Source organism: Pedobacter foliorum (genome assembly GCF_013266735.1).
Lineage (GTDB): Bacteria > Bacteroidota > Bacteroidia > Sphingobacteriales > Sphingobacteriaceae > Pedobacter > Pedobacter foliorum.
Window position 1 is genome coordinate 59,985 of the sequence record NZ_JABSNU010000017.1, and the last position, 23,211, is coordinate 83,195.

Genomic DNA, 23,211 nt, shown 5'->3' on the forward strand with positions numbered 1-23,211 from the left:
ATTTAAATAATTTGATTTAATAAAAGTACACCTATCAGTCCCACAATTCCTACAATAGATTCCATTACTGCCCACGACTTAAAAGTATCCTTCATAGTTAAGTTAAAGTACTCTTTAAACATCCAGAATCCAGAATCGTTTACATGCGAGAACATTAAACTTCCTGCACCAACAGCCAAAACCATCAAGTTCGGATCTGTGTTCGACGATACCATCAAAGGTAAAATAATCCCGGCAGTAGTCAAACCCGCAACCGTGGCCGACCCTACACAAAAACGAATAAGTGCAGCTATTAACCAACCTAAAAACAAAGGCTGCATATCCATATCTTTTAAAAGCAAAGCGATTTGTCCGCTTACGCCACTATCTACTAAAACCTGCTTTAAAGCACCAGAACCACCAATAATCAACAATATCATGGCCACATCTTTAATCGCTTCGCCATAGATATTCATGATATCTACCATTTTCTTACCCTGAAAAATACCCAACGAAAATGTAGCCACAAACAATGCCACCAACATTGCAATTGTCGGACTCCCTGCAAAAGCAAAGAAGTTTGCAACCGATGGATTCTGATTTTCTGAAAGTGTAAACACAGTAGCACCAATCAACAGTAAAACCGGCAACAGGGCCGTAAAGAAGCTATTAAACGCGCCCGGCAGTTCCTCTTCCGGCATATCTGCAGGCACAAAAGACGCCAATGGTTTTGAAGGTATGGCCTTTAGTGTCCTCGAAAATAGCGGCCCTCCTATTATAATTGCAGGCACTGCTACTATCAACCCATACAGCAATGTTAAGCCCATATTGGCTTTAAACTGAACAACCAGAGCCGAAGGCGATGGATGTGGTGGTAAAAAACCGTGCGTAACTGATAGGGCGGCCAACATAGGCAATCCTATATAAATTACGGGCAGTTTATATTTGTAAACTATCGAAAATATCAAGGGAACCATTAACACAAAACCTATCCCATAAAACAACGGAATGCCCACCAGAAACCCGGTAGTTACCACTCCCCATTGGATATATTTCTCTCCACAAAGGTTCATCATAGATGATGCAATTCTCTGCGCTGCACCACTTTGCGCTACCAGCTTACCCAACATCGCTCCCACTGTTATAATTACCACTAGAGAGCCCAATACATCACCAATCCCCTTTTCTACAGAGGCAGTGACCTTATTAAGCGGAATGCCCAGTAAAATACCGGCAGTTATAGATACGATAAGAAAGGCAATAAATGCGTTGACCCGGAATGCTGAAACTAAAATAATCAGGAATAGGATACACAATAGGACAATTAGGATGGTCATACTTTTTTTATTTGGTTACACAAAATAGAAAAAAAAGCGAGTTGCTAAAAGTATTTATATCTTAGTATTAACAAAAACATGAAAAGAAACCTAACCAAATCACTTATTGCACTGGCTTTAATTTTAAGTTCAGCTGCCTCATTTGCTCAATCGAAGAGCTTGTTTAATGGTAAAGACCTAACGGGATGGCATGCCGATGTCCCCGAAATGGATAAAGACCCAAATGCCAGAATGCCTTTTATAGTCCGCAATGGTTTATTGGTTAGTTTGGGCACTCCCGGAGGTCACCTGATTACCGATGCTATTTATAAGAACTACCGTTTAGAAGTACAGTATCGCTTTGCCGCCAAACCGGGCAACTGCGGCGTACTTGTACATGCATCTACTCCTAGAGCGCTTTATGATATGTTCCCAAAATCTATAGAGGTACAAATGCAACATACCATGGCAGGCGATTTTTGGTGTATCCAGGAAGACATTACCGTACCTGATATGGAAACTCGTCGTGGCCCTAAAGAAAACTGGGGCGTTAATGGCGATAAGCTTAGAAGAATAAAAAGACTTGTACAGGATGTTGAAAAGCCTGTAGGTGAATGGAATAAAATGGTGATCGAGTGTTTAGGTGATCAGGTAAAAGTTTGGGTTAACGACGTTTTTGTTAACCATGGAACGAACTGCACAGTATCAAGCGGCAATATCGCTTTACAAGCCGAAGGCTCGGAAGTTGAGTTTAGGAAAGTGGTAATAGCGCCGATTAAAAAGCTTAATAAAGATTAACGCATCGTCATCCTGAATTTATTTCAGGACCTCTCAAGAGAAAGAAAACCTTGCTTGTGAGAGATCCTGAAATAAATTCAGGATGACGAAAGTTTTATCCAATCAACAATTTTATCCAATCAACGATTCAGCTTTAGTTAAAACAGCAGCTAAGCCATCCTTGTTCTTCCCACCTGCCGTAGCATAGAAAGGCTGACCGCCGCCACCGCCTTGAATATCCTTAGCTAATTCTCTAACAATATTAGATGCATTCAGTCCTTTATCTTTAACCAAATTCTCTGATACCATTACTGTAATTCCAGGTTTATCATCAATTAAGGTAGTAAACACAAGGAACAGATCATCAACCAGATCCTTAACAGAAAACGCTAAGTTTTTAACTGCATCCGCGTTTGGCAAATCAACATGCGTAGCGATCAAATTAACCCCGTTAATGGTTTTAAGGTGATGTACGATTTCATGTTTAAGATTAGCCGCTTGCTCACCGACAGCCTTTTCAGCATCTTTCTTAAGTTTGGCATTCTCGTCAATAAGCGCAGCGACAGCAGCTTTAAGGTCTTTATTCCCTTTTAACAACGCCCTTAACTCATTCAACTCTCTGTTCTGATCCAAAACAAAAGCCTCAGCCTTATCAGCCGTAATTGCCTCTATCCTTCTTACACCTGCAGCTACAGCACTTTCAGAAGTAATCTTGAAATAACCAATCTGACCTGTAGCTTGTACGTGAGTACCACCGCAAAGCTCTTTAGAATAATGATCATCAAAAGTTATAATACGCACTAAATCTCCATATTTCTCGCCAAATAAAGCAGTTACACCACTAGAAATTGCCTGATCATATGGAACATATCTTTGCTCCTTTAAAGGAATATTTTCTCTTACTTTCTGATTAACCAGATGCTCTATCTGAGCCAATTCTTCGTCAGTAACCTTTGCAAAATGCGAAAAGTCGAAACGAAGATAATCAGGGTTTACCAACGAACCCTTTTGGTTCACATGCGATCCCAATACCTTTTTCAATGCAGCATGCAACAAGTGCGTAGCCGAGTGGTTATCCTGAGAAAGCAAGCGCTTATCTTCATCAATAACAGCCCAGAAACGACCATCAACATCCTCTGGCAAAGTATCAGCATAATGTACAATTACACCGTTTTCTTTCTTAGTATCAGTTATCTCTACAAAGAAAAGACGACTATGATCTTCTAATCGACCTGTATCACCTACCTGACCACCGCTTTCAGCATAAAAAGGCGTTTTGCTCAGCACAATCTGATACTGATCTTTACCCTTAGCACTTACCTTACGGTACTTTATAATCTCAGTTTCAGCCTCAAAATCATCATATCCAACAAACTCAACCTCAAGATCAGGATTTACAATAACCCAGTCACCAGTGTCAACAGCAGTTGCCGCACGAGAACGCTCTTTTTGTTTCAAAAGCGCCTTATTGTATTCTTCCATATCAACAGTCCAGCGTTGTTCTCTGGCCATCAATTCAGTTAAATCTATCGGGAAACCATAGGTATCATTCAGCTCAAAAGCAAACTCTCCCGAAATCACCATCTGGTCTTTCAAAATGCTGTAAACCCAAGGATCATCAAATTTTTTCTCAAGCTCAATAGCATTCTCAGCCATCAATACTTCGCCTTGCTTTTTAGTATAATTATCAAAGCGTTGGATACCTGTAGCTAAAGTTCTTAAGAAGGAGATTTCCTCTTCCAAAACAACCTTTTGCACAAAATCCTGTTGCAACGAAAGCTCATCAAACACACCTTTAAACTGCTCAGCCAAAACCGGCACAAGCTGATTTAAAAACGGATCTTTAAGGTTAAGGAAAGTATATGCATACCTCACAGCACGACGTAAAATACGACGGATCACATACCCTGCTTTATTATTAGAAGGCAACTGTCCATCAGCAATTACAAATGAGATGGCACGAATATGATCAGCCATAACACGCATAGCGATGTCAGTTTTCTCATCCACACCATAATCAATGCCTGCATGTTTAGCAATAAATTGAATTAACGGTTGGAAAACATCAGTATCATAATTTGAAGATTTCTCTTGCAAAACGCGCACTAAACGCTCAAAACCCATCCCTGTATCCACATGTTGTGCAGGAAGTGGTTGTAAAGAACCATCTTTTAAACGGTTGAACTGCATAAATACGTTATTCCAAATCTCAATAACCTGAGGATGGTCAGCATTTACAAGCGATTTACCTTCAACAGCTTTACGCTCATCATCAGGACGGCAATCTACATGGATTTCAGAACATGGACCACATGGCCCGGTATCACCCATTTCCCAGAAATTATCCTTTTTATTACCTAAAATAATACGGTCTTCAGGCACATATTGTTTCCAAAGCTCATAAGCCTCAGTATCCCTTGGCAAGCCCTCTCTGTCATCTCCTTCAAAAATGGAAACGTATAATTTATCTTTTGGAATTTTATAAACTTCAGTTAATAACTCCCAGCTCCAGGCAATGGCTTCTTTCTTAAAATAGTCGCCAAAACTCCAGTTACCAAGCATTTCAAACATGGTATGGTGGTAGGTGTCAATTCCTACTTCTTCCAAATCGTTATGCTTTCCAGATACACGCAAACAACGTTGGGTATCAGTTACTCTTGGATATTTTATTGGGGCCTCTCCTAAAAACAAATCTTTAAACTGATTCATCCCCGCGTTGGTAAACATTAACGTAGGGTCGTTTTTAACTACAATAGGTGCAGATGAAACAATGTGATGTTGTTTTGATTCGAAAAATTTTAAGTATGCCTGTCTGATTTCCTTAGCTGTCATCCTTCTCTTGATTAGTGGAACAAACTTAGATAAAAAAATAACCTCTATCGAGGAAAATTGAAATTTTATTGCGGATTTCTACTAAAATCGCACTACATTTGAATACTTTAAATAAAAGCTGTAAACCACTAATAATCAACACTAAAGTATGCCTTACAAGGAACGGGATATCAATAAAATGTACTATACGATGGGTGAGGTAACCGAAATGTTTGGTGTAAACGCTTCGCAAATCCGATTTTACGAAAAGGAATTTGACGTATTACAACCTAAAAAAAACAAAAAGGGAAACCGATTATTCACACCTGAAGACATTGAAAATTTAAAGATCATTTTTCATTTGGTAGAGGATAAAGGTTTTACTTTAAAAGGTGCTAAAGACCATTTAAAGAACAACAATTCTGAGGTTAAAGAAAATCAAAAGATCATTGCTTCACTTGAGAAACTAAAGGATTTCTTACTTAAATTAAACGACGAGATTTAAGTTTATTATTTATTTTTTCTCTTAATTATTAACGTTACCGGACTGATCTGATTCCCGTACCTGCTTTGACTGAGTCCACGGTGAGTCCACGTTGAGTCCACGTTTTTCTAGACAAAAGGTGGACTCAACGTGGAGTCACCCCTTTCGCACTGTTGATTCACCTATACATGGTACACCACTGCTTATTTTAACTTATACGAAAAGCTCTATTTTCACTTATCCAGTTAATTACTTTTTATATCGGAAAAAATTATAGTGGTTAGGCTAATTTATGCCAGCTACAATAAAAATGCTCTGCACATTTGTGCTTGCCCTGTTCTTTTTTAAAGTAAAAGTGCAGGACGACTCCTTTATTAGGGATATTATAGAAAGTGTTGCCGAAAACTTATCGGAGGACTATGATCTTTCCGAATTGACAGAACGCCTTACCAATTACAGAAAGCATCCAATCAATTTAAATCAAACAAATCCTGAAGAGCTTAAGAGTCTGCTCTTTTTGTCGCCACTCCAAATTAGCAACTTTTTCAATCATATAAAAGCCAACGGAAAACTATTAAATATCCTTGAAATTCAGTCAATTGACGGGTTCAACCTACAGACAATAAATCGGTTAATTCCATTTGTAACTCTTAAAGCACCTCCGTCAATTTCAAACTTGAGTTACAAGGATCTGGCTAAAAAAGGGAACAATGATCTAATTTTTAGGTACGGCAGGTTATTTCAAACCCAAAAGGGCTTTACGAGCCTGCCTGGAAGTAAATACTTAGGTACCCCCGACAAACTACTCATGCGGTACCGATACGCTTACAAAGCGCTTCTTTCAGCCTCCCTTGTGGCAGAGAAAGACGCCGGAGAGTACTTCACTAATAACAAAACAGGTCTTGATCATTTATCGGGAAATATTGCCATCAACAAGCTTGGTTTCTTTAAGAAGATTGTACTTGGAGATTACAGTCTTCAATTTGGTCAGGGCTTGGCACTTTGGTCGGGATTTGCTTTTGGAAAAGGCCCCGATGTTACCAGTGTAGCCAGTAAAGATGTTGGACTTCGGCCTTACTCCTCTTCAAATGAAGCGTCATTTTTTAGGGGAATTGCAACTACAGTTAATTTAACGCAAAACATTGATCTCAGCACTTTTATATCTTTCAGAAAGCGAGATGCAAGTTTAAAAAACAACGATGGTTTTGTTACGCTTCAAAATATTGGAATTACAGGATTGCACCGTACAGCAACTGAACTTAAAAACCAACGCAGCCTTAGTCAATTCGTTTACGGAGCCGCTTTACAGTACTTAAGCAGCAACTTAAACCTCGGTTTTACGACATACCAATCCAGCTATCAGCATGAATTTACTACGGGAACTTCCCTTTACAACAAGTACGCTTTTACGGGAAAAAATCTCGTTAACACTGGCTTTCATTACAGCTATACTTTTAGAAACATCTACTTTTATGGCGAAACAGCTCATAGTTTAAATAGTGGCTGGGCGATTGTAAATGGCGCTATGGCTAGTTTGTCGAAACAGGTGTCGGCAGTGTTATTGCACCGCAACTACGATAAGGATTACCATAGTTTTTTCGGTAACGGCGTTGGCGAAGCCACCGAAATCAGCAATGAAAAGGGCTGGTATATAGGTTTAAACTATGCTCCATCCAAACGCTGGATCCTTTCTGCATATGGTGATTTCTTTAAATTCCCATGGCTAAGGTATAGAGTAGATTCTGCTTCATCAGGATATGAAGTATTGGGTCAGGCAACCTACACTCCTACCAAAACCTTTAAGATTTTAGCTCGATACAAGAGAGAAATAAAGCAACAGAACGCAGATGCAAGCAGTAATTACCCCCATTTGCAGGATGTAAACAAACAGAATTACAGAATTGAGGGCAATTGGCAGTTGAATAAAAACATCGGCTTTCAGCAACGCATAGAGGTTGCTCATTATAAAAAAGGAAGTGTAAATGAATTTGGTTATCTGGCTTATCAGGATATGAATTTTCAATTGCTACCTTTTAAAGTCACAGGTAATATCCGATTAGCCTACTTCAATACGCCATCGTATAACAGCAGGCTTTACGCCTACGAAGATGATGTTTTATATGGCTCTAGCTTTGGCAGTTATTACAGCAAAGGGTTTAGAACATTTATCAATTTGAGGTATCGGGTATTACGAGATATGGATGTTTGGGGCAGGTATGCAATTTACGCCTACAATGATGTTGAAAAGATTGGGTCGGGGTTAGATGAAATAGAGGGCAACAAGAAATCGGATTTCAAAGTGCAGGTTCGTTACCAGTTTTAGCAAGCATGGAATCACAAGTTTTTAAAGCTGAGCTGGTATTTTTAAGAATCCTACTGCCTTTTTCAATGGGTATAATCGCCTTTTACCATACCACTAGTGCTTCACTTGTTTACTGGATTGGTTTGTTATGCCTAATCAGCTTTACCATTTTGATCATTGTAAATCTGTTATACAAAAAGCTAAAAGCATATAACTTTAAAAGCTGGACGGCCGTTTTAATATACATCCTGCTATTTTTACTTGGCACATTTACCTGCATTGCTAACAAACAACGCTTAAACACGGATTACTTTGGTATTAAAAAGCAAGCCTATTTAAGGGTTTGGGTTAATGATGAGCCACAGCTAAAATCAGGCATATTAAGATTCAGAGCAAGTGTTACCAAATCTTATTTACCCCAAAAAAGCGAACCTACTGAGTCTATTAAAGCTATAGGAAAGTTAATGGTATCCGTAAAAACCGACAGTTTAAATCCTATACGGTTATCATATGGCGATGAGTTGATTATCCCTGCAAGGATCACAGAAATTGCACCTCCATATAATCCAGCAGAATTTGACTATAAATCGTGGTTGGCTAGCCAAAACATTTATCATCAAGTGTATTTAAAACAGGCGCAGCTTGTAAAAACAAATACAAGCCAAGGTAACCAGATAATTGCCTATGCCTTAGCTTTAAGAACCAAACAGGTGCAGTACTACAGAAAACTGATAAAAGATGATCATGCATTTGCGATGGCTGCTACCCTTATTTTGGGTTACAGAGCTGATTTGAGTCAGGAAACCTTAAGTACTTACTCTAAAACAGGCACCATCCACGCGCTTTCTGTTTCCGGAATGCATGTCGGTTTGATTTATCTGGTACTGAATTGGATGCTACAATATCTGAATAGAAACAGCCTTTTGAAACTCCTTAAGGTAGGGATTATCATTATTCTCGTCTGGCTGTATGCATTGCTAACAGGTTTTTCGCCATCAGTTTTGCGGTCGGCAATAATGCTTTCGGCATTTGTAATTGCCAAATCCTTTAACAGGCAAAGCAACAGCTACAACATTATAGCATTTGCCGCCTTTTGCTTATTGATTTATGATCCCTTTTTGATTTGGGATGTTGGTTTTCAACTGTCATTTCTTGCCGTATTTGGCCTGATTTATTTACAACCTAAAATACAAAACTGGTGGCATCCGCAAAACAAATGGATTGATAAGCTATGGGGAATAATCGCCATGTCATTGGCTGCACAGCTAATAACTTTCCCTTTCAGTATCTATTATTTCCATCAGTTTCCGATTTACTTCTTGATAAGCAATCTGTTCATAATGGCCCCTATTGCCTTACTAATGTACTTGGGCATTGTCATTTTACTAGGTAGGTTCGAGTTTTTAGCACCAATATTTGAATGGCTCATTAAATTCACAAACTCAGGATTAAAATGGATTGCTGACTTACCCCTCTCCAGCCTTTCTGCAATATGGATTAGCAGAACTGAACTATTACTGCTTTGTGTTGCACTGTGTTGTTTTACGGTAGCCTTAGCTGGTTCTAAAAAGCGGATGTTGCTCTTCTCCGTAGCATGTTTTATGACTTTTCAATCCTTTACAGTTTACGATAAGGTAGAAGCTATTTATCAGAGGAAGATTATTGTATTTAATATCCGTAAAAACTATGCAACTGCTTTTATCTCCAAACAAAAGGCCATTGTATTTACCAACCTGCTACCCGAAAGCAGAGGTTTTAAATACTTTATTCAACCTGCTTTAGATCAGCATAAAATTAAAGAAATCATATGTATTAAAGGCGACAAGGATACTACAATTGCTGATTTTAAGTTAAAAAATCAGGATGTGGCCTTTTATAATTACCGGATAAACAGATTCCATCTTAAGTATTACGACTTAAAAACCACAAAGGCTCATGTGGAAAATCTGGACAAAAAAAAGGACGGCAGGTAACCAGCCCGCCGTCCTAACCTAAACTGGCTAAAACCTAACTACCAGTATATCGTGTATAAAGCAACAATTAGTCCACAAACTATAAGGGCGCCAACTGTAAATGCTCTATTTGTTTTAAACATTTCTTTTTCTATTTCAAGTCCGTTTGTTTTTACACCTCTGCTTGTTTCGATCATGCTTATTACATACATCACTACAAGACAAATTATAAAAACAAAGCCCATTCTGTCCAGAAATGGTATTTCATATAACATAGTTCCATCACGCTGCTCTACAAGTTTTGAGAAACCGGATGAGCTAAGGAATTCCAAATTTACAAAATTTGGAAGAAACTTGAACACAACCGACAATACAAAACCACCAATAGTTGCAAAAAGAGCTGCGTTTGAGGTTGTCTTTTTCCAAAAGAACCCTAGAATAAACATAGCAAAAATTCCTGGAGAAAAAAAGCCTGTATACTCCTGAATAAATTGAAAACCACCTTTTTTATCAATCCCAAGTAAAGGAGATATAATAATGGCCACTAGCATTGCAAGAACAACAGTAATTCGTCCAACAACTACCTGTTTGTCTTCGTTTGCTGTCTTGTTAATTACCTTTTTATAAATATCAAGCGTAAAGATGGTTGCAATACTATTTGCTTTACCCGCAAGAGAAGCCACTACCGCAGCTGTTAAAGCCGCAAATGACAATCCTTTTAGTCCGGTTGGCAAAAGATTTAAAAGCACAGGATACGCGCTATCAGGCGAAACCTCTCCTCCTTTTAGCATATCTGTTTTAAAATCTCCATACCCTTCTTTATAAAGTACAAACGCCGCAATACCCGGAAGTACAACAATAACCGGCATCAGTAATTTTAAGAAAGAAGCAAACAGGATTCCGTTTCTGGCTGTCTTAAGATCAGCTCCAAGCGCTCTCTGAGTGATGTATTGATTACAACCCCAATAATTAAGGTTTACAATCCACATACCACCAATCAACACGGTTAAGCCCGGCAAATCAAGGTAGTTCTCATTGTCCTTCTTAAAGATCATATGAAAATGCTCTGAGGCATGTACTTTTAACAGACTAAAGCCTTGCATTACACCACTTGAACCGAAATGTGTAGCCACAAGTTCCAGTGCTAAATAAGTAGTTGCCAGTCCTCCCAGAATTAAGAAAAACACCTGAATTACATCAGTATAACCAATTACCTTCATCCCTCCAAGAGTAATGATGATAGAGAAGATAGCCAGCAAATACATACAGCCGGTAAGGTTAATTCCTGAAATGCTGTTTATTGCCAGTGCACCGAGATAAAGTATAGAGGTTAAGTTTACTACTACATACAATAACAACCAGAAAATGGCCATAATCATTGCCACAGTACTATTGTAACGCTGATTTAAAAATTGAGGCATGGTGTATATCTTATTTTTAAGATATACCGGTATAAAAAATACCGCCACAATTAGCAGTGTAATAGCAGCCATCCACTCATAGGTGGCAATTGCCAAACCCATTTTAAAACCAGAACCACTCATTCCAATAAACTGCTCTGCAGAAATATTGGAGGCAATAAGGGAAGCCCCTATTGCCCACCAAGTAAGTGAATCTTTAGCAAGGAAAAAGTCTTTAGAATTTTCCTTATGAGTATTTTTTTGCCTGTAAACCCACCATCCGTACAGCGCAACAATCAGAAAATAAGTGAGGAAAACTGCATAGTCTAATATTCCCAGTGTTTTCATAAATTCCGATTAATAGCTGGGATTAAATATATCTGTTGATCAAGTTCTCTAAGAATTCTTGTCTGCCACTTAAAGTTTGAGGCTCGCCATTCTGTATTGCATAATCACGCAAATCTTCAAGACTTAAAATACCATTTTCAAACTCTTTTCCTTTACCGCTATCAAATGATGCATATCTGTCTGTTCTGATTTTTTTGTAATCAGAGTTCTGAAGAATGTCATCAGCAACGATAAGTGCACGTGCAAACATATCCATACCGCCGATATGTGCATAGAATAAATCAGCCTGATCTGTTGAGTTTCTACGGATTTTAGCATCAAAGTTTATACCACCACGACTAAAGCCACCGCCTTCAAGAATGATTAACATCGACTCAACCAGTTCGTTGATGTTATTAGGGAATTGATCTGTATCCCAACCATTTTGGTAATCACCTCTGTTTGCATCAATAGATCCAAGTAAACCTGCATCTACAGCAACTTGTAATTCATGTTGGAAAGTATGGCCTGCCAGTGTTGCATGGTTTACCTCAAGGTTCAATTTAAAATCGCCAAGAAGGTCATATTTCTGAAGGAAACCAAGTACTGTTGCAGCATCATAATCATACTGGTGCTTAGTTGGTTCACATGGTTTTGGTTCGATTAGGAACGTACCTTTAAATCCGTTCTTTCTTGCATAGTCTTTTGCAGTATGAAGGAAACGGGCAAGATGCTCCTGCTCTCTCTTCATATCTGTGTTTAATAGCGACATATATCCTTCGCGACCACCCCAGAACACATAATTCTCTCCACCTAATGCAATAGTTGCATCAAGAGCAGCTTTTACCTGTGCAGCACCATGAGTTAACACATGAAAATCAGGGTTTGTAGCAGCACCGTTCATATATCTTCTATGAGAAAATAGGTTTGCAGTACCCCATAATAATTTTACACCTGTTTCGTCTTGTTTCTGACGGGCATAATCTACTAATGCTTGTAATCTTCTTTCGTTTTCTTTGATGTCGTTACCATAGTCAACCATATCAACATCATGGAAACAGTAGTATGGAATGCTCAGCTTGGTTAAAAACTCAAAAGCTGCATCCATTTTATCTTTTGCACGTTCTACAGGATCGTTTTTTTCATTCCATGGGAAAATATGGCTTGCTTCGCCAAAAGGATCTGCACCGTTACCGCAGAATGAGTGCCAGTAAGCGCCGGCAAAACGAAGATGATCTTTAAGTGTTTTTCCAGCTACAATCCTTTCAGGATCATACCATTTAAATGCCAACGGGTTATCGCTTTCACGTCCCTCGAATTTAACCTGAGTGATATTTTTAAAAAATTCCTTGTTCAAAGTGTTTACGCTCATACTTAATTTTTATTTATTGAAATACTATTTATTTACCGTTTAATTGTTGTTGAAGAAGCTTTTTCCAGGTTTGGTATTCATCTTCTAATGTTTCGTTTGTTGGCTCTATAAGCTTAACAGGCTTTTTATTACTGAATGCTTCGCTTACAGTTTTAAAGATGTTGGCTCCAATACCTGCTCCCACTGCTGCACCGTAACTACCGTCGTTTTCATAAAGCTCTACCGGTACTCCGGTTACATTTACAAAAGTTTGAGAGAAAATATCGCTCATAAAAAGGTTAGATCGGCCGGCCCTGATTACCGAAGGTTGTACCCCGCTTTCTCTTAGAATATCTAATCCGTAACGGAATGAGAAGGCAATACCTTCTTGTACTGCGCGAAAAATATGCGCCTGAGTATGAAGATTCAGGTCGATTTGTTGTAAATGTGCACCAACAATTTTATTATTCAGCATACGCTCGGCACCGTTTCCAAAGGGAAGAACATATAGTCCGTTGCTTCCTTTGGCAACTTTGCTTGCTGCATCATTCATTGCTACGTAATCTGTTGATGAGCCGATTACATTTTTTGTCCAACGGTTCATGCTACCGGTACCATTGATGCATAGCAAAACGCCTAAACGCTTGTCCTCAGCTGTATGGTTTACGTGTGCAAATGTGTTTACACGTGATTGTTTATCGTATAGTAACTGATCTGTAACGCCATAGATAACACCTGATGTGCCTGCTGTTGCGGCTACTTCTCCAGGTTGAGTAACGTTTAATGAAAGCGCATTATTAGGCTGATCTCCTGCTTTATAAGCAACAGGGATTCCAGCCTTTAAACCTAGCTTTTCGGCAATCGATTTCTTTACTTGTCCGTGCTCTGAGAACACTGGTTTAATCTCCGGAATAACACTTGAAGAGAATCCGAACTGCCCCATGATATCAGTAGATATTGCATTGGCTTTAAAATCCCAAAGGATCCCTTCTGATAAGGCAGAATTACTTGTTGTAATGTCTCCGGTAAGTTTCATTGCAATGAAATCTCCGGGTAACATCATCTTTGCTACTTTACTATATGTTTCGGGCTCGTTCTTTTTTACCCACGCCAATTTTGAGGCAGTAAAATTACCTGGCGAATTAAGCATACGACTTAATACATGCTCTTTTCCTAAAGCATTAAATGCTTCTTCTCCTGTCTCTACGGCTCTACTATCGCACCATATAATACTGTTTCTCAGACTATTTTGATCTTCATCTACAATAACTAGTCCGTGCATTTGGTAAGCTATACCGATAGCCTCTATGTTTAATGGATTGTACTTTCCTTTTGCGTTACAGTTGAGTATGGCTTGTTGAACATGTTCCCACCACATATCTGGCGACTGCTCTGCCCAGCCCGACTGAAGGGCAATAATCTCCGATTCATTATCGGGATATTGGGCGCTTGAAAGAATGTCACCGGATGCAACATCAACCACCGAAACTTTGACAGATGATGTTCCTACATCAATACCTAATAGCAGCATGTTTTCTTTATATATTTGGGTTGAATTAAATTATTAATATTTGGTTTAACGAAAATAGTAAAATATTTAATTTAAGCAATCGATTGCGATAAAAATATTTTATGATATTTATCCGATTAATAAATTGTACTATTACTAAATACTGTTAAAGTGTAGTTATAGTGTGTTAATTGCTTCGTTGTAGTGCACCCCGTCATCCTGAATTTATTTCAGGACCTCTCAAGAGAAAGACGGCTTAACTGGTGCGAGGTCCCGGCCTTCGCCGGGATGACGAGGAGGATAGAGCATGGTGACAAGGCAAAGCATGATAAACAACTAGCTAAATAAAAATAACTAACCAAATAAAAAACAACATATACTGATGAAAAATCAGAAAAGGACAACGATTTATGATATTGCGAAGAAACTAAACTTAAATGCTTCTTCGGTTTCAAGAGCTTTAAGTAATAACAGCAATGTTAGTGAGGCTACGCGGAAACTTATTTTAGATACGGCCAAAGAATTAAATTACAAACAGAATAGTCTGGCATCTAACCTAAGAAAAGGTCATAATCAAACTATTGGGGTTATCGTTCCACGCATCAATCAAAACTACTTTGCTGATGTGATTGCAGGTATCGAAGAGGTTACTTATCAAAAAGGTTATAATCTTGTAATTTGTCAGTCTAACGAATCATCTTCAAGAGAGGTTAAGTGTGTTAACACCTTAATTAATCAACATGTAAGCTGTATCGTGATTTCACTTAGTGCTGATTTTGAGGATGACAAACATCTTCAAACCATTAGAGAGCATGGTATTCCACTTATACAATTTGACAGGGTAGCCGAACATCTCGACACTTTTAAAGTATTGAACGATAATGAGCAAGCTTCTATAGATGCAGTTACCCATTTAATTGAGCAGGGTTATAAAAGAATTGCACTTCTAGAAGGGCCACAAAACCTAAATATTTTTAGACAACGGAAAGCCGGCTATCTTGCTGCGTTAGAAAAACACAACTTCCCTATCCTACCGGAACTTATTAAGGAAAATGCATGGACTAAGGAGCTTGGAGCGGCCTCAACAAAAGAATTACTAAGTCTTCCGGAGCCACCTGATGCCATATTTGCTTCCACTTCCGATTTCTCTGCTTTAGGAGTTCTGGAAGTAGCTACCAAAATGGGATTAAAAGTTCCTGAGGAATTGGGTATTTGCGGCTATTCGAATGAAGCTTTTACTGAAATAACAAGTCCTTCTATTACCACAATAGATCAATACAGTGTTAGTATGGGTAAAACAATTGCAAACTTATATTTTCAGGAGATAGAATCGTCAGATAAAGACAATACTCCAAAGATTGTAAGTATAAAACCAAAGCTGATTATTCGCTCATCTACACTCAAAAACAATCCCGAAGAGCTGACCACAGATTAGAATATTTAAAAACAGCTGATGAGATTTACTCCAGTATCTCTTGGAAGCTGTGCTTAAATTCTTCACCATATATAGCCTTGTATTCTTTGTTAAAGGTCTCGAATTTAGTTTTGGCTAGTGAGTGCTTTCCTAAATGAACCAAAGCTTTGCACTTAATGATCATCGCTTCTTCATTTACCGGATCGAAATAGAATACATAATTAGCAAGATTGATCATAAATTCGGGATCATCGGTTATTTTAATTGTAGCCGCATAGTGTAAATAAGCATCTATGATTTCGTTTGAGAGATCAGATTTAAAGGTATCTAACCAATCGTACTCTACGTTTGATAGGAAGCTCCCGCGGTGGATGATTTTGGTAAGTTCATTCACCCTTCGCTTATCCATTTCGCCTTTACTGCTTACAATGTTCAGGTATTGGCTATAGTCTATTTTCACTTTAGTATCGTCGAAATCTATCTTCCAATATCCAGTCTGTTTAGATATCTGACAGCCATCCATTTTTTCCAATATCACCTTTAGCTTTGCAATATTCACAGATCTGTTGTTCCTTGCACTATCTGCTGTTTTATCAAACCACAGAATCTCAGTTAGTTTTTCGGAACTAATACCTCTTCCCCATTTAATGGTATAAACTAAAACTACCAAAAACAACTCTCTTAGTAATGGCGAGAAATACTTGGTAATATCTTCCCCTTCTTTGTCAAAGAGCTGAAGATCACCAAACAAGAAAATAGCATTTTTAACAGGCTCTCTTTCCTCTGATAAATACTGTTCAACGTTCTCATATTGCTCAGGCACAGCTTCATCAACAGGTTGTCCCTGAACAGCTGGCTGTATCTTAACTGATTCTTTTCTTTTCCGACTCTTCCGGCGAAACAATACAAAGCCAATTAGTGCAAGCAATGGTACAAGAATCAGTAAATACTTACTTTTTAACCAGGATAGTCCTTTTTGTGTATCTGCCAAAGCAGCTTCAGGCGGCCCCGACAATGTATATACCTTAACCGAAGTCATGTTGGTTTTCTCTTCATGAAATAGTACAACAGCTACGAACTTCTTGTTTTCCGGACAGTAAAATAAGTCAGCAAATGAATAGATATCATGAAAAGGATAAGGAATCGAATTACCTACAAGTTTATATGTTGGCGAATGTAATGAGCCTTCAATAAGCTGCAAAGAGGAATTGAAGCTATTATTTGGAAATGTTAAGGCGAAATAAGTGCCTTCCTTTTCATTGATCACCATTGAATTTGCAAAAACAAATTCTTCGGCCGGAGGCGCTAGTTCAAATAGCTTTTTAAATGTTTTACGCTTAACATCATAAAAATTGAGGTCATAAATATTTTTAGGGTTTAGTATCTGCTGACCGGTTGCACTTCCGTATCCGCCAAGTATATAAGCTCCATCTTTTACTGTGCCTAAGGCAGATAAGTATCTTGGAGTAAAGTCGCCCGCAGCTTTAATAGTAGTCCATTTTTTATCAGGAAAATGATAACGCTCAATACTTCGTCGGTAGGTATACTGCCCATACCCTCCTATCATATATAATGAGGAGTCGATTGCAGAATAAAACTTATTGGGATGCCAGTAATTGGTAATCACATCCGGTGTAGTATAGTTTTTATCCCATGTTTTATTGGTAAAATTGAAATTAGCTACAAGTTTCTGATCTATATAAAAATTGAACAGCTTATCTGTATTTGCATCATAAATAGATTGATTTCCAGCATACAAATGCTGCTTCCCTGAAGAATAGCTCAAGAAAGATAACTTATTTGAAATCACATTATAGGTTATCAATGAATCTTCAGTAACAACATATAGGCTTTCTTTTTTAGGATTTAAAGCTACACTAGCCAGACCTTTAATATTAAGGGTTTTAACCAATTCCCAGTCGTGGTGCATCTTCTTTATCCAGATAGGGTTTACTACTGTCCCATCCTTCCCTTTTATCTTTTCAACAACTCTTGTACCACCGTTTCCATCAAGAGCCCAATGAAAGCTAAGCTTATCATTCTCAGTAATTTTTACATCTTTTATGTTCATTGGAGGAACGTCCTTTACACTAAAGTCTTTATAACTATTAGCTCCAAAAAAGACTTTATAGCAATTACTTTTTAAACTCACCTTTTGTTTGTAAGATTTGCCATCAGCAGTCATAACAAGCTCCTGATGTTCAGTATCAAATTTAAGCTTCAGATTATGCCAGTTCTTATATAATCTATTGGTATCGATATCAAAAGCTATATCTGTTATTTTATCGCCAACGATAAGTTTGAAATGCTTGTTTTCTAAGAACCTCATATCATAAATAAGGTCTATGTTGCGTTTATCCTGATCAATTAATCTGAAAACATAACCAAAGTAATCTGCATAGCCAGGCATAAACGAAAGGTCGAACGATAACTCGAAACTACGGTCAAAACATAAAGGCTGTTCCGGGCTAAGATCAAGGGCTGTCCTTTTATCCTGAACTACTTCATGGCCGGCAAAACCAAGCCCGTACGACTGGCTGTAAGCAGGTACAGATATAATAAGTAGAAGGAGTAAAAAAGCAGTGCCTATTAAACTTGTTTTCAATTGCAGAAAAATCATAAGGTGAAGCTAGTCAAAGACTAACATTTTTAAGGTCTATTTTATTAGCTATCTGGAACACCAAGATAACTTTTTTGATTAATATTCTTGCCAAGATCACTACAATTATACAATAATTCATGTATTAATATTGTTTCTATTTTCTTTTTTACAGGCCATTTTTACCTATGTAACCATGGTTTTTGAAATTATTTGATGCGTTAATTCAATATTAAGTATTTATTAATCGCACAAGAATAAGTTTATCAATAAATACGAAGGATACTCAATAAGGGCAATTCACCAATAGCTAATTCTTCGGGAGCAAAACAACCAAATTTAACCAAGTATGAATTTTAAAAAGATTATCCTTTTATCTCTGTCCTGCATGCTAATGTATAAAACGCAGGGGCAAACAAAACACAGCAAGCAAACACTTTTTCCAACTTACAAAGGGTTGGTTATGGCGGGCTATCAGGGCTGGTTTAGAGCTGAAGGTGATGGCACCGATTCTAAAAGGTATGCCTATGGAGATGAAAAAAGGAGCAGTATTGATATGTGGCCCGATGTGAGCGAATATGAAGTAACCTATAATACGCCTTTTAAATTAAGCAGTGGGCAGCCTGCAAAGTTTTTTAGCTCACACGATAAGAGCACAGTAGATCTTCATTTTAAATGGATGCAGCAATATGGCGTTGACGGGGTATTTATGCAAAGGTTTTTTGGCAATGCAAAGCACAAGGATAAAGCAGCATTAACCATATTAAAGAATGCTTTTGAAGCCGCCTCAAAATACGAACGCGCTGTGGCGGTGATGTATGATTTATCGGGATTAAGTGCCTCTGGCGAAGATTGCTCTGCAATAATTGAGGATTGGAAATACCTTGTAGATGAATTAAAGGTAACAAACCAGGCAGGTAAGAAAACATATTTACACCATAACGGAAAACCTTTGGTTACAATTTGGGGTGTAGGCTTTCCTGATCGCCCATACAATATCCGAAATATTGGTTTAGAGAAACTAATTGATTTCTTAAAAAATGATCCTGTATATGGCAACTGTTCAGTTATGCTTGGTGTGCCTACCTCGTGGCGCACTTTAAATGCAGATTGTATTAATGACCCTTATTTACATGAATTAATTAAAAAGAGTGATATCGTATTGCCATGGACGGTACAGCGCTACAGTGGTTTGCTTCATAATGACATGGACAGATTACGTGACAATACCATAGATGATATTAAATGGTGTAAAGACAATAATGTAGACTACGTGCCTTGTGTTTATCCTGGTTTTAGCTGGCACAATTTAAGCAAACAGGAATTTCCTGATGATGTAAAACCTGTAGGTTCTATACCAAGGCAAGGTGGACGATTTTTCTGGCAGCAAATAGCTACCACACTTAACGCCGGCGCATCTATGCTATACGTAGCTATGTTTGATGAGGTTAACGAGGGAACTGCAATTTTCAAAGGCTCGGATAACCCTCCTGTAAGTGGGTCTACCTCATTCATTAATATGGATGGCAAACCATCAGATCATTACCTGTGGCTAACCGGAGAAGCCGCTAAAATGCTAAGGAACCAAAAGCCCCTTAGTTTAAAAATGCCCGAACGTAAATAATATATAAACTATAAAACCGGGGGTATTTGCACCTCCGGTATTTTTCACAAGCAAGCGGCAATCGATTGCTTCAACTCATTTAACCAACTATAACATGACCAATTACAAATCCCTTCCTCCTTAAGCGCCATCTATCCTAAGCAAGTCACTTGCTTTAATCAGGCAATAATCAAACAATAAATTAAACCAAAAAGATAAACAGTATGAAAAAATTTAAATACCTGCTTACACTATTTTTTCTATTCCCACTCGTTTTGCTAGCTCAACAAGCGATTACGATAAGCGGAAAAGTAACAGATGCAGCCGGAGGTGCCGGTATACCTGGTGTAAGTATTAAGGTTAAGGGCACAAACACAGGTGCCATTACAGATAGCGACGGTAAATTCTCCATTAGTGTTCCCGGTGCCGATTCTTATATCCAAATTTCATTTGTAGGATTTATACAACAGGAAATACAGGTAAAGAATAAAAGAGATTTTCAAATCACTTTGTTAGAAGACAACAAAAACCTAGAAGAATTGGTTGTAGTTGGTTATGGAACACAGAAAAAAGCAACTGTAACAGGATCCGTTTCGACATTAAAGGGGGACGAAATTGTAGTTACAAAAAACGAAAGTGTTGTGAATATGCTAACCGGAAAAGTACCCGGAATACGTGTATTACAAAAAACTGCTGAACCAGGTTCTTACGCCAACAATTTGAACATCAGAGGATTTAAAAGTAATCCTTTAATTGTAATTGATGGGGTAATTGGTGGAGATCAATCGACTCTGGGCAGAATGGATCCAAATGAGATAGAGAATATTTCTGTACTAAAGGATGCTGCTGCATCAATATATGGTATCAGGGCTGCCGGTGGTGTAATTTTAGTAACAACGAAAAAGGGCAACAAAAGCGGAAAAGTAGACATAAACTATTCATTTAACCAATCGTTTCAAACATTTTTAGGTATGCCTGAAGGTGTTGGTGCTGTTGATTACATGTTGCTAACCAATGAGAAGAGCAAACATGATTTTGACGCAAATTACATTAGCAACCAGCCTCCAAAATTCTCATACGCTGATATTAAGCCATGGCTTGATGGAACTTACAAATCAACTGATTGGATAGACCTTGCGTTTAAAAACACAGCGCCTCAGTTAATGCATAATTTAAACGTTAATGGTGGATCTGATAAAATCAGTTATTTCTTCAATCTTGGTTATCAAAAGCAGGATGGTGTATTTAAAAGCGGAGACCTTAACTATAATAAATATAACTTTCGCTCGAACGTAACGGTAGACATCACTAAAGGTTTAAAGGCACAGGTGCTAGCCTCTGGTATGATGGATGAAAAAAACCAACCATACACAGATCTGTGGACAATCTACAAATATGCCTGGAACCAAATTCCAACAAAACAGGTATTTGCCAATGACAACCCTTTATATCCAAGTGTTATTGATGATAACATGAACCCTGCAATCATTACTAATGCAGACAAAGTAGGTTTAAAAAAGTTCAAACAAAAAAACTTTGTTGGCCAGTTAAACTTACAATATGACATACCTGGCATTAAAGGTTTAAATGCAAAAGCATTATACAATGTAGATTATAACGTTAGCGACAATAATGAAATTAGAAGAGAGTATACTTTATATACTTACAAAGCAGATAACGATACCTATTTGCCAAGCAAGGTACAAAGCCCTTCGCGCGTGCGTCGCTCCTACTACACCAGGTTTAATACTTTAAGCTCATTATCATTAAACTATGCCAATACATTTTTTAATGATCATAATATTGCTGCAACGCTTGTATATGAGCAAAGTCATCAAACAGGAGATAACTTTTATGCTCAAAGAGATACTGAAATCCCTGTAGACTATTTATTTGGAGGTTTAGCCAACAGCCAAATGCAAAGTGGAATGGATATAGGCGGATTAACCGATATTGCTTTTCAGAGTATTATAGGAAGGTTAAACTATGATTACAAGGGAAAATACCTTGCAGAGTTTATTTTCCGTAGAGATGGTTCTAACAAATATCAGCCAGGAACCAGCGATCAGTTTGGATTTTTCCCTGGAGTATCTGTAGGTTGGGTTGTAACGAAGGAGAACTTTTTCCGCAATCTTATCTCTGAGAATATCCTTAGCAGCTTAAAATTCAGAGCTTCATATGGTCAACAGGGTGATGAAGAAGGAAGAGCCTTTAACTACATTAACGGGTACAACTACCCTGTAAACTCCTACATATTTGGTACAGGTTCGGTTAATGGATCTACACAAAAATTGGGTAATCCGGGATTAAGCTGGGCAGTAAATACCAAGAAAAATATAGCTATGGACTTTAGCTTATTTGGTGGAAAATTAGATGGTACCGCAGAAATTTTTAGAAGTGATAGAAAAGGTTTAGCAGCCAGACCAGGCACAGCTTTACCTGGTACTGTTGGAGCCGATGTGCCGGACATCAACATTAACAGTGATAGAGTACAAGGTTTAGACCTTATCTTATCTCATAGAGGGAAAATTGGCAATGTAGACATCAACGTTAGCGGTAATATTGGTACTACAAGGGCAACTACATTATTCAATCTTCGTGGTCCATCGGGTAATGAGTATTCTAACTGGAAAGAAAACCCAATAAACAGATATCAAAACATTTGGTGGGGACCTGAATATGCTGGCCAGTTCACCAGTTATCAGCAGATATACAATTATGGTGTTAACATGGGTGGTGGTAATAATGGGGTAATACCTGGAGATTACTACTACAAAGACTGGAATGAAGATGGTGAGATCAATGATAAGGACAACCACCCTATTGCAACCAATGATATGCCACTAGTAAACTATGGTATGACCATAGGTGTGGCTTACAAAGGAATTGATGTAAATGTACTTTTACAAGGAGCATCGGGTGTTTATGTACAGTATGATGAATTGTTTGCTGAACCACTTGCTTTTAATAGAAGTTCATTAACGCGTTTTCTAGACAGCTGGCATACTACAGATCCTACTGCTAATATTTATGATCCAAATACACAATGGACACCAGGCTTCTACCCTGCTATGGGTTCGCCAAGGGCACAAGGAACAAAAGCCATACAAAATGCAAGTTATCTACGTATAAAAACACTGGAACTTGGCTACACCATTCCGGCAATTGCGCTACAAAAAATTGGTGTTAAAAAGTTAAGAGTATATGTAAACAGTTATAATCTCGCAACTTTTACTGGGCTTAAAAATTACGACCCTGAACATCAAGGACCAAAGCCAACTGATAGGGATATCAATCCCGGCGATCCTTTCTCTATAGCCTTGGGAGGATACACGTATCCTATGAATAGAACTTTTAATATAGGAGCGAACATTACCTTTTAAACT

At 38.1% G+C, this 23,211-nt stretch carries 13 protein-coding genes; 7 read left to right on the forward strand and 6 right to left on the reverse strand.

Annotated elements, in window-relative coordinates:
• Window positions 1–2 precede the first annotated feature (2 nt).
• Window positions 3–1,316 carry a gluconate:H+ symporter gene (locus HQN83_RS22630; protein WP_173093624.1) on the reverse strand — a complete coding sequence of 438 codons (1,314 nt, stop codon included), beginning with the start codon at window positions 1,314–1,316 and terminating at the stop codon, window positions 3–5.
• 78 nt (window positions 1,317–1,394) lie between these two features.
• Here HQN83_RS22630 and HQN83_RS22635 point away from each other — a divergent pair, with 78 nt between their 5' ends.
• Window positions 1,395–2,093 carry a 3-keto-disaccharide hydrolase gene (locus HQN83_RS22635; RefSeq protein ID WP_173093626.1) on the forward strand — a complete coding sequence of 233 codons (699 nt, stop codon included), beginning with the start codon at window positions 1,395–1,397 and terminating at the stop codon, window positions 2,091–2,093.
• A 111-nt stretch (window positions 2,094–2,204) separates the two neighbouring features.
• Here HQN83_RS22635 and alaS read toward each other — a convergent pair whose 3' ends face one another.
• Window positions 2,205–4,904 (reverse strand): alanine--tRNA ligase, encoded by a 2,700-nt coding sequence (gene alaS / locus HQN83_RS22640; protein ID WP_173093628.1) that lies wholly within the window; start codon window positions 4,902–4,904, stop codon window positions 2,205–2,207.
• Window positions 4,905–5,052: 148 nt separating this feature from the next.
• On the opposite strand from alaS, the gene HQN83_RS22645 reads away from it, so the two are divergent.
• The 3 genes from HQN83_RS22645 (at window position 5,053) to HQN83_RS22655 (ending at window position 9,642) form a co-directional block, all read left to right on the forward strand.
• Window positions 5,053–5,388 carry a MerR family transcriptional regulator gene (locus HQN83_RS22645; protein ID WP_173093630.1) on the forward strand — a complete coding sequence of 112 codons (336 nt, stop codon included), beginning with the start codon at window positions 5,053–5,055 and terminating at the stop codon, window positions 5,386–5,388.
• Window positions 5,389–5,659: 271 nt separating this feature from the next.
• Window positions 5,660–7,690 carry a helix-hairpin-helix domain-containing protein gene (locus tag HQN83_RS22650; protein WP_246254571.1) on the forward strand — a complete coding sequence of 677 codons (2,031 nt, stop codon included), beginning with the start codon at window positions 5,660–5,662 and terminating at the stop codon, window positions 7,688–7,690.
• A gap of 5 nt (window positions 7,691–7,695) precedes the next feature.
• Complete coding sequence (locus HQN83_RS22655; protein ID WP_173093631.1) at window positions 7,696–9,642, forward strand: ComEC/Rec2 family competence protein; 1,947 nt, start codon at window positions 7,696–7,698, stop codon at window positions 9,640–9,642.
• Window positions 9,643–9,680: 38 nt separating this feature from the next.
• Here HQN83_RS22655 and HQN83_RS22660 read toward each other — a convergent pair whose 3' ends face one another.
• The 3 genes from HQN83_RS22660 to HQN83_RS22670 are packed head-to-tail and all read right to left on the reverse strand — an operon-like array spanning window position 9,681 to window position 14,230.
• Window positions 9,681–11,369: a sodium/sugar symporter gene (locus HQN83_RS22660; RefSeq protein WP_173093632.1), complete on the reverse strand. Its 1,689-nt coding sequence runs from the start codon at window positions 11,367–11,369 to the stop codon at window positions 9,681–9,683.
• Window positions 11,370–11,391: 22 nt separating this feature from the next.
• Window positions 11,392–12,720 carry a xylose isomerase gene (xylA, locus tag HQN83_RS22665; RefSeq protein WP_173093633.1) on the reverse strand — a complete coding sequence of 443 codons (1,329 nt, stop codon included), beginning with the start codon at window positions 12,718–12,720 and terminating at the stop codon, window positions 11,392–11,394.
• A gap of 28 nt (window positions 12,721–12,748) precedes the next feature.
• Window positions 12,749–14,230: a xylulokinase gene (locus tag HQN83_RS22670; RefSeq protein WP_173093634.1), complete on the reverse strand. Its 1,482-nt coding sequence runs from the start codon at window positions 14,228–14,230 to the stop codon at window positions 12,749–12,751.
• Between the two features lie 361 nt (window positions 14,231–14,591).
• Here HQN83_RS22670 and HQN83_RS22675 point away from each other — a divergent pair, with 361 nt between their 5' ends.
• Window positions 14,592–15,644: a LacI family DNA-binding transcriptional regulator gene (locus HQN83_RS22675; protein WP_173093635.1), complete on the forward strand. Its 1,053-nt coding sequence runs from the start codon at window positions 14,592–14,594 to the stop codon at window positions 15,642–15,644.
• A gap of 25 nt (window positions 15,645–15,669) precedes the next feature.
• Here HQN83_RS22675 and HQN83_RS22680 read toward each other — a convergent pair whose 3' ends face one another.
• Window positions 15,670–18,243: a Kelch repeat-containing protein gene (locus HQN83_RS22680; RefSeq protein ID WP_173093636.1), complete on the reverse strand. Its 2,574-nt coding sequence runs from the start codon at window positions 18,241–18,243 to the stop codon at window positions 15,670–15,672.
• 328 nt (window positions 18,244–18,571) lie between these two features.
• Here HQN83_RS22680 and HQN83_RS22685 point away from each other — a divergent pair, with 328 nt between their 5' ends.
• Window positions 18,572–19,846, forward strand: coding sequence for a glycoside hydrolase family 71/99-like protein (locus HQN83_RS22685; RefSeq protein ID WP_173093638.1), 1,275 nt, complete (start codon window positions 18,572–18,574; stop codon window positions 19,844–19,846).
• Between the two features lie 203 nt (window positions 19,847–20,049).
• Window positions 20,050–23,208: a SusC/RagA family TonB-linked outer membrane protein gene (locus tag HQN83_RS22690; RefSeq protein ID WP_173093640.1), complete on the forward strand. Its 3,159-nt coding sequence runs from the start codon at window positions 20,050–20,052 to the stop codon at window positions 23,206–23,208.
• The last annotated feature ends 3 nt before the right edge of the window (window positions 23,209–23,211 follow it).

Bases quoted from the DNA above. Each gene is read 5' to 3' on its own strand.
- HQN83_RS22630 (WP_173093624.1), bottom strand. From the start codon at position 1,316: ATGACCATCCTAATTGTCCTATTGTGTATCCTATTCCTGATTATTTTA.
- HQN83_RS22635 (WP_173093626.1), top strand. From the start codon at position 1,395: ATGAAAAGAAACCTAACCAAATCACTTATTGCACTGGCTTTAATTTTA.
- alaS (WP_173093628.1), bottom strand. From the start codon at position 4,904: ATGACAGCTAAGGAAATCAGACAGGCATACTTAAAATTTTTCGAATCA.
- HQN83_RS22645 (WP_173093630.1), top strand. From the start codon at position 5,053: ATGCCTTACAAGGAACGGGATATCAATAAAATGTACTATACGATGGGT.
- HQN83_RS22650 (WP_246254571.1), top strand. From the start codon at position 5,660: ATGCCAGCTACAATAAAAATGCTCTGCACATTTGTGCTTGCCCTGTTC.
- HQN83_RS22655 (WP_173093631.1), top strand. From the start codon at position 7,696: ATGGAATCACAAGTTTTTAAAGCTGAGCTGGTATTTTTAAGAATCCTA.
- HQN83_RS22660 (WP_173093632.1), bottom strand. From the start codon at position 11,369: ATGAAAACACTGGGAATATTAGACTATGCAGTTTTCCTCACTTATTTT.
- xylA (WP_173093633.1), bottom strand. From the start codon at position 12,720: ATGAGCGTAAACACTTTGAACAAGGAATTTTTTAAAAATATCACTCAG.
- HQN83_RS22670 (WP_173093634.1), bottom strand. From the start codon at position 14,230: ATGCTGCTATTAGGTATTGATGTAGGAACATCATCTGTCAAAGTTTCG.
- HQN83_RS22675 (WP_173093635.1), top strand. From the start codon at position 14,592: ATGAAAAATCAGAAAAGGACAACGATTTATGATATTGCGAAGAAACTA.
- HQN83_RS22680 (WP_173093636.1), bottom strand. From the start codon at position 18,243: ATGATTTTTCTGCAATTGAAAACAAGTTTAATAGGCACTGCTTTTTTA.
- HQN83_RS22685 (WP_173093638.1), top strand. From the start codon at position 18,572: ATGAATTTTAAAAAGATTATCCTTTTATCTCTGTCCTGCATGCTAATG.
- HQN83_RS22690 (WP_173093640.1), top strand. From the start codon at position 20,050: ATGAAAAAATTTAAATACCTGCTTACACTATTTTTTCTATTCCCACTC.